This is a genomic window from Blastomonas sp., from assembly GCF_041747255.1.
Taxonomy (GTDB): Bacteria; Pseudomonadota; Alphaproteobacteria; order Sphingomonadales; family Sphingomonadaceae; genus Blastomonas.
This window is the reverse complement of record NZ_JBGTFM010000048.1, coordinates 1-4,709: the sequence shown is the minus strand read 5'-3', so window position 1 is coordinate 4,709 and position 4,709 is coordinate 1. Positions and strand designations below refer to the sequence as shown.

Below are 4,709 nucleotides of genomic sequence, written 5' to 3'. Positions count from 1 at the left end.
CGTCTTTACGTCGATCGCCGGCTCTGCCGCTGCGCTACCGCCGTCCGATCCGAAAACACCCGCAGCCCCTTCCAGCAACTGACTGCGCCAGGTCGTGATCTGGTTTACGTGAACATCAAACTGCTGCGCTAACTCGGCCAGCGTCTTCTCACCCTTCACCGCAGCCAATGCCACCTTCGCCTTAAATGCCGGACTGTGGTTCCGGCGTGGTCGTCTGCTCATATACGCTCCTGTCATGCGGCCGCTCTGGCCGCCGTTAGACAGAAAATCCACTTATCCCGCTGTGCAGTTTTGCCGAGCCACCTCTTCCATCACCTAGTCACCTGAATTGTTAGCGCTGCGAGCGTACCACATCGACATTTTCGCTCAATAATCCAAAACCCTTTCCAGTGATCACGCGAGGGTTTGGATATGCCGATGAACAGAGAAACATATAGTGCCTGGAGTGATTTGGACCATGCGGCGCATGGTGCAAGCACGGATTTATCCTGTTCGCCGCACGGTGCGAGCCCGACTTACAGCGGGAGGGTCGTCGAACCTCGCCGGACAAACCGGAGGTGGGCTCCCGAGGAGAAGGCCAGGATAACGGCGGAAAGCTTCGAGCCTGGCGCGAACATCTCGGCTATCGCGCGCCGCTATGATGTCGCCCTTGGGCTCTTGCACCGCTGGCGGCGGCAGGTGCGTGATCATCATGGCGGAGGTGAGAAAATCTTGTTCGTGACGCTGGCTGTCGAGGATGGCACACCGCCGTCGGCGCGATCGGAACTCGAGATTGAGCTCGGTGGTGCGCGTGTTCATGTCCGCGGTTTTGTCGATGGGACCGTATTGCGGACCGTGTTCGATGCACTGCGTCCCAGATGATCGGCTTTCAAAGCGACCTCAAGGTCATACTCGTAACCGGTCCAATCGACTTCAGGGCCGGCATCAATACTTTGGCAGCGTTGGTCTCAAATACCATCGCCAAAAATCCATATGACGGGCAGGTCTTCATCTTCAGGTCGCGGCGCGCGGACCGATTGAAGCTCTTGCATTTTGACGGCTCAGGAATGATTTTGCTGACCAAATGGCTGGAAGGAAGCAAGTTCGCCTGGCCCCCGATCCAGGACGGAGTGATGAAGCTGACCAGCGCACAGATGGCCCTGCTTCTGGGCGGAATGGACTGGCGCAGACTGGAGCAAAAGCCGGTAAAAATACCGACTATGGCGGGTTAAAAAATGGCGATTTTGCTAGGCTTTTGAGAGGTTCTCCGCTAGAGAATGGGGGTGACAAGTCCTCCTGTAAATCTGGCCAAATCGCTCGATGCGATGACTGTGAAAGTCGTCGAACTGGAGGCTGAACTGGAGGCTGCCAACAAGCTGATTGCGAGTTACAAGGCGATGCTCTTTGGCGCGCGTTCGGAGAAAGCTCGTCTCATCCTTGACGAGCAGGGCCGCCTTGACCTGGATGACCTGAGCGATATCCCGGCCACCCCGGCGGCGGCCAATGACGATCCCAGCGTGGGCCGCCCGAGGGCCACGGCCCGGCGCAATATCGGGGCGCTGCCCAAGCATCTCCCGCGCGTGACGCAAGTCATCGAACCGGCAAGCACGCAGTGTCCGTGTTGCGATGGCGCACTCCACCGGATCGGTGAAACAGTCACCGAAGCCTTGGACATTGTGCCGGCCATCGTGCGCGTCATTGCCACTGTCCGCCCCAAATACGCCTGCCGTTCGTGTGACGGCGGCGTCGTCCAGGCGCCAGCGCCTCGGCGGTTGATCGAGGGCGGCATGGCAACCACATCGTTCATCGTCTTCATCGCCGCACAGCGCTTTGCCTGGTACCTGCCGATCTACCGGCAGGCGCAAATGCTGGCCGGACATGGCGTGCATATCGACCGCTCGACAATGTTACGCTGGATGCAGCGGCTGGCCTGGTGGCTGGACGGACTTTTTGACCGGCAGCTGCGGTTTATCCACAGCCAGGGCCGGATCCATGTCGATGAAACCTATCTGCCGATGCTTGATCCTGGAAACGGGAAAGTACGCCGCGACCAGATCTGGGCACACGGTATCGATGATCGCGGGTGGAATGGACCCGCGCCACCTGTTGTCTGCTACTTCTATGACCGTTCCCGCAGCCACCGCACGATATGCGAGCAACTGGGCGCTTATGAAGGCGTGCTGCATGTCGATGGCTTCAGTTCGTACAAGGCGCTCGAGGACCCGGGACACAAGGGCGGGTCAATCGTGCTTGCCTTTTGCCTGGCGCATCTGCGGCGACGGTTTGTCGACCTGCACAAGAGCACGAAATCGCCGATTACCGCACAGATCATTAAACTGATCGGCCAGGTCTACCGGATCGAGGCGGAGATCCGTGGGACCAGCGCCGGGCATCGCTTTGCCGAGCGGCAGGCGAAGTCCAAATCTATCATGGAAGAGCTCAAGGTGCTGCTTGACGATACGCTGGCACGGGTGTCGACGACATCCACCCTGGCCAAGCATATCCGCTATGGCCAGGGCCATTGGCGCGGGTTGACGCGGTTCCTCGATGATGGCCGGATCGAGGTGGACAACAATTTTATTGAAAGACAAATGCGCCCGATCGGTCTCCAAAGAAAAAATAGTCTTTTTGCCGGAAGCGAGAGCGGAGCAGAGAGCTGGGCCAAAATCTCATCTCTCCTCCAGACGGCAAAAATGAACGGACTTGATCCCTTCACCTGGCTTGATGATGTCCTCAAGCGCATCGTCTCGGGCGACGTGAAGAACAACGATCTCGATCAGCTGCTGGCCTGGAACTGGAAGCCGGCGACCCGCGAGGAACAACTGGATCTTGCTGCATGAACAGGTCGAAGTCTGGCGGCGTATTGCCTCCCATGACTGACGATCAGCTTGAGGCGTGGCTGCTGACAAAAATCAACCGGCGGCCCTTGGTGCGCAGCGTGTCAGCACTGGAGGGTTTCCTCAGCGCCATCGTTGCGGGACCAAGCCTGTCCAATCCCTTGATACCGATCCACGCGGCTCTCGGGATCGGCTACGATCCGTATGATGACGGCTCTACTCCCGAATACGCCGCGCTCGCCGCCGCGATCATCCACTACAACCGGATCTCCCAAACACTGTCTGAGGCGCCCCTCGACTTCAGCCCTCGCTTCATCGCCAAGGCAGGCGGCGGGGTTGAGCCCCGACCCTGGTGTCAGGCGTTCTACACGGCCGTCGAGCTCAGCCGGAAACACTGGAAACCGCTGCTCGACATCAATAACCACCTCCATGAGCTGCTGCTGCCGGTGCTCATATACTGCACCGACAAGAAGGGCCGGCCGGTCCTTGGGCCACCCAGGCCAGCACCCGAAACAGAAGCGTTCCTCGAACATGAAGCGCACCGGAATATTGCCGTCGTCGTCGCCGCAATACGCGACCATCACCACGTGACGTGGTACGACGAGCCAGTACCTGCCGGAACCCCGTACCGATAATCACGTCAACGGAACACCCGGCAAAGCTTATCGCGTCTGCCCCAACATGGTCGAGCACAAATGACCGTGGCATGCTCGCACCGCTAACCAATATTCAACGCGAACCATCCCGCAAAGTCACAAGCTTTTTTGCACCAAACCCGACAAAACCTTGCAAATATGAATACTTGGTTCGCGCTCAAACTATAACATATTCAAATGGTTGCGAGTTTTCACGGGCGGCGAACTGGACTAAGGCTGCAGGGGTCTAATTGAATAGCGATGCTTAGATTGGAATATCGCTGTTTCTAGGAATGAATTAGGTGTACAATAAAACGTACACGGTATTGGGGATGAAAAACCGTGTGTTCACAATCTTTGTCTACCCACAAGAGCTTCAAAGCCGAGGCCGGAATACGCTCTCAAGGCGCGGGCTGCAGGGTATGGAACAGAGTAACGGTGGATTGCTCTAATTATCCCTTGATCAGCGGCCGAGCGGGGTTTCCCACCACAGTGGCGCCGGGCGGAACATCTTTGGTCACGACCGCGCCCATGCCGACAATTGCACCCGCGCCGATCACGAGTGGCCTGTCCGGCGTCCCTTGGCGGATGATGGCCCCGGTACCGATATACGCATGGTCGCCAATATGGACATTGCCATTACACATGACCTTGGGGGCAAATGTGACGAAATCACCGATGACGCAATCATGTTCCACATAACTGTATAGATTGGCGTGGAAACATCTCCCTATACGAATATTGGATGTCAGGGTGACAAAGTGCGACAGACAGGCTCCTTCGCCAATCGACACCGCATCCATCTGTACGACATTTTCCGCTCGGGCTTCGGCCAACCCGACGCCAGCATCGTGGCAACGATGTGCAAGGCGAACTCGCAAATCAGACGCGGCTATGGCGAGGCAAACGCATCGTGTGTCTGCCTCTAAGGCCAGAAAACCTGCCCAATCGATCACATCATGTCCGTTAATCTTGCTTATGCCGCTGGCGCGATCATCGATGAAAACGGCCCTCGACCGGGAATATTGATCGCGGATGATCGGCATTATTCCACGCCCGCAACCGCTGGCCCCATAAACCCCGATGATTGCGGTCATTGGCTTGTTCCGGTGAACTTTGTCATCGTCGCCTCGCCATCGGCACTGATCCCCTCCCGTGCAAAGACTTTGCGCACCGTCAAAGCTAATATTCTGATGTCCAGCCACAGTGAGTGATTATCGACATACCACACATCCAGCGCGAATTTTTCATCCCAGCC

General features: G+C 57.4%; 7 protein-coding genes. 4 read left to right on the top strand and 3 right to left on the bottom strand.

Features of this window, described 5'->3' with window-relative positions; translation table 11 throughout:
* Positions 1–222, bottom strand: a 222-nt coding sequence (locus ACEW8G_RS01885; RefSeq protein ID WP_373486753.1) for a transposase, incomplete at its 3' end; no start/stop codon positions are given.
* A gap of 189 nt (positions 223–411) precedes the next feature.
* Here ACEW8G_RS01885 and ACEW8G_RS01880 point away from each other — a divergent pair.
* The 4 genes from ACEW8G_RS01880 to ACEW8G_RS01865 all read left to right on the top strand — a co-directional run bounded on the left by ACEW8G_RS01880 (position 412) and on the right by ACEW8G_RS01865 (position 3,451).
* Positions 412–861, top strand: coding sequence for a transposase (locus tag ACEW8G_RS01880; protein WP_373486752.1), 450 nt, complete (start codon positions 412–414; stop codon positions 859–861).
* Complete coding sequence (gene tnpB / locus ACEW8G_RS01875) at positions 858–1,211, top strand: IS66 family insertion sequence element accessory protein TnpB (RefSeq protein ID WP_373486751.1); 354 nt, start codon at positions 858–860, stop codon at positions 1,209–1,211. The genes ACEW8G_RS01880 and tnpB overlap by 4 nt, the downstream gene beginning before the upstream one ends.
* 93 nt (positions 1,212–1,304) lie before the next feature.
* Complete coding sequence (locus ACEW8G_RS01870; protein WP_373486755.1) at positions 1,305–2,819, top strand: IS66 family transposase; 1,515 nt, start codon at positions 1,305–1,307, stop codon at positions 2,817–2,819.
* A gap of 32 nt (positions 2,820–2,851) precedes the next feature.
* The gene (locus ACEW8G_RS01865) at positions 2,852–3,451 is read left to right on the top strand and encodes a UPF0149 family protein (protein ID WP_373486750.1); all 600 of its coding nucleotides are present in this window, start codon (positions 2,852–2,854) and stop codon (positions 3,449–3,451) included.
* Positions 3,452–3,903: 452 nt separating this feature from the next.
* Here ACEW8G_RS01865 and ACEW8G_RS01860 read toward each other — a convergent pair whose 3' ends face one another.
* Positions 3,904–4,548, bottom strand: coding sequence for an acetyltransferase (locus ACEW8G_RS01860; protein ID WP_373486749.1), 645 nt, complete (start codon positions 4,546–4,548; stop codon positions 3,904–3,906).
* Positions 4,545–4,709 (bottom strand): sugar transferase (locus ACEW8G_RS01855; RefSeq protein WP_373486754.1); only part of this gene is annotated, 165 nt, incomplete at its 5' end. The genes ACEW8G_RS01860 and ACEW8G_RS01855, both read right to left, overlap by 4 nt.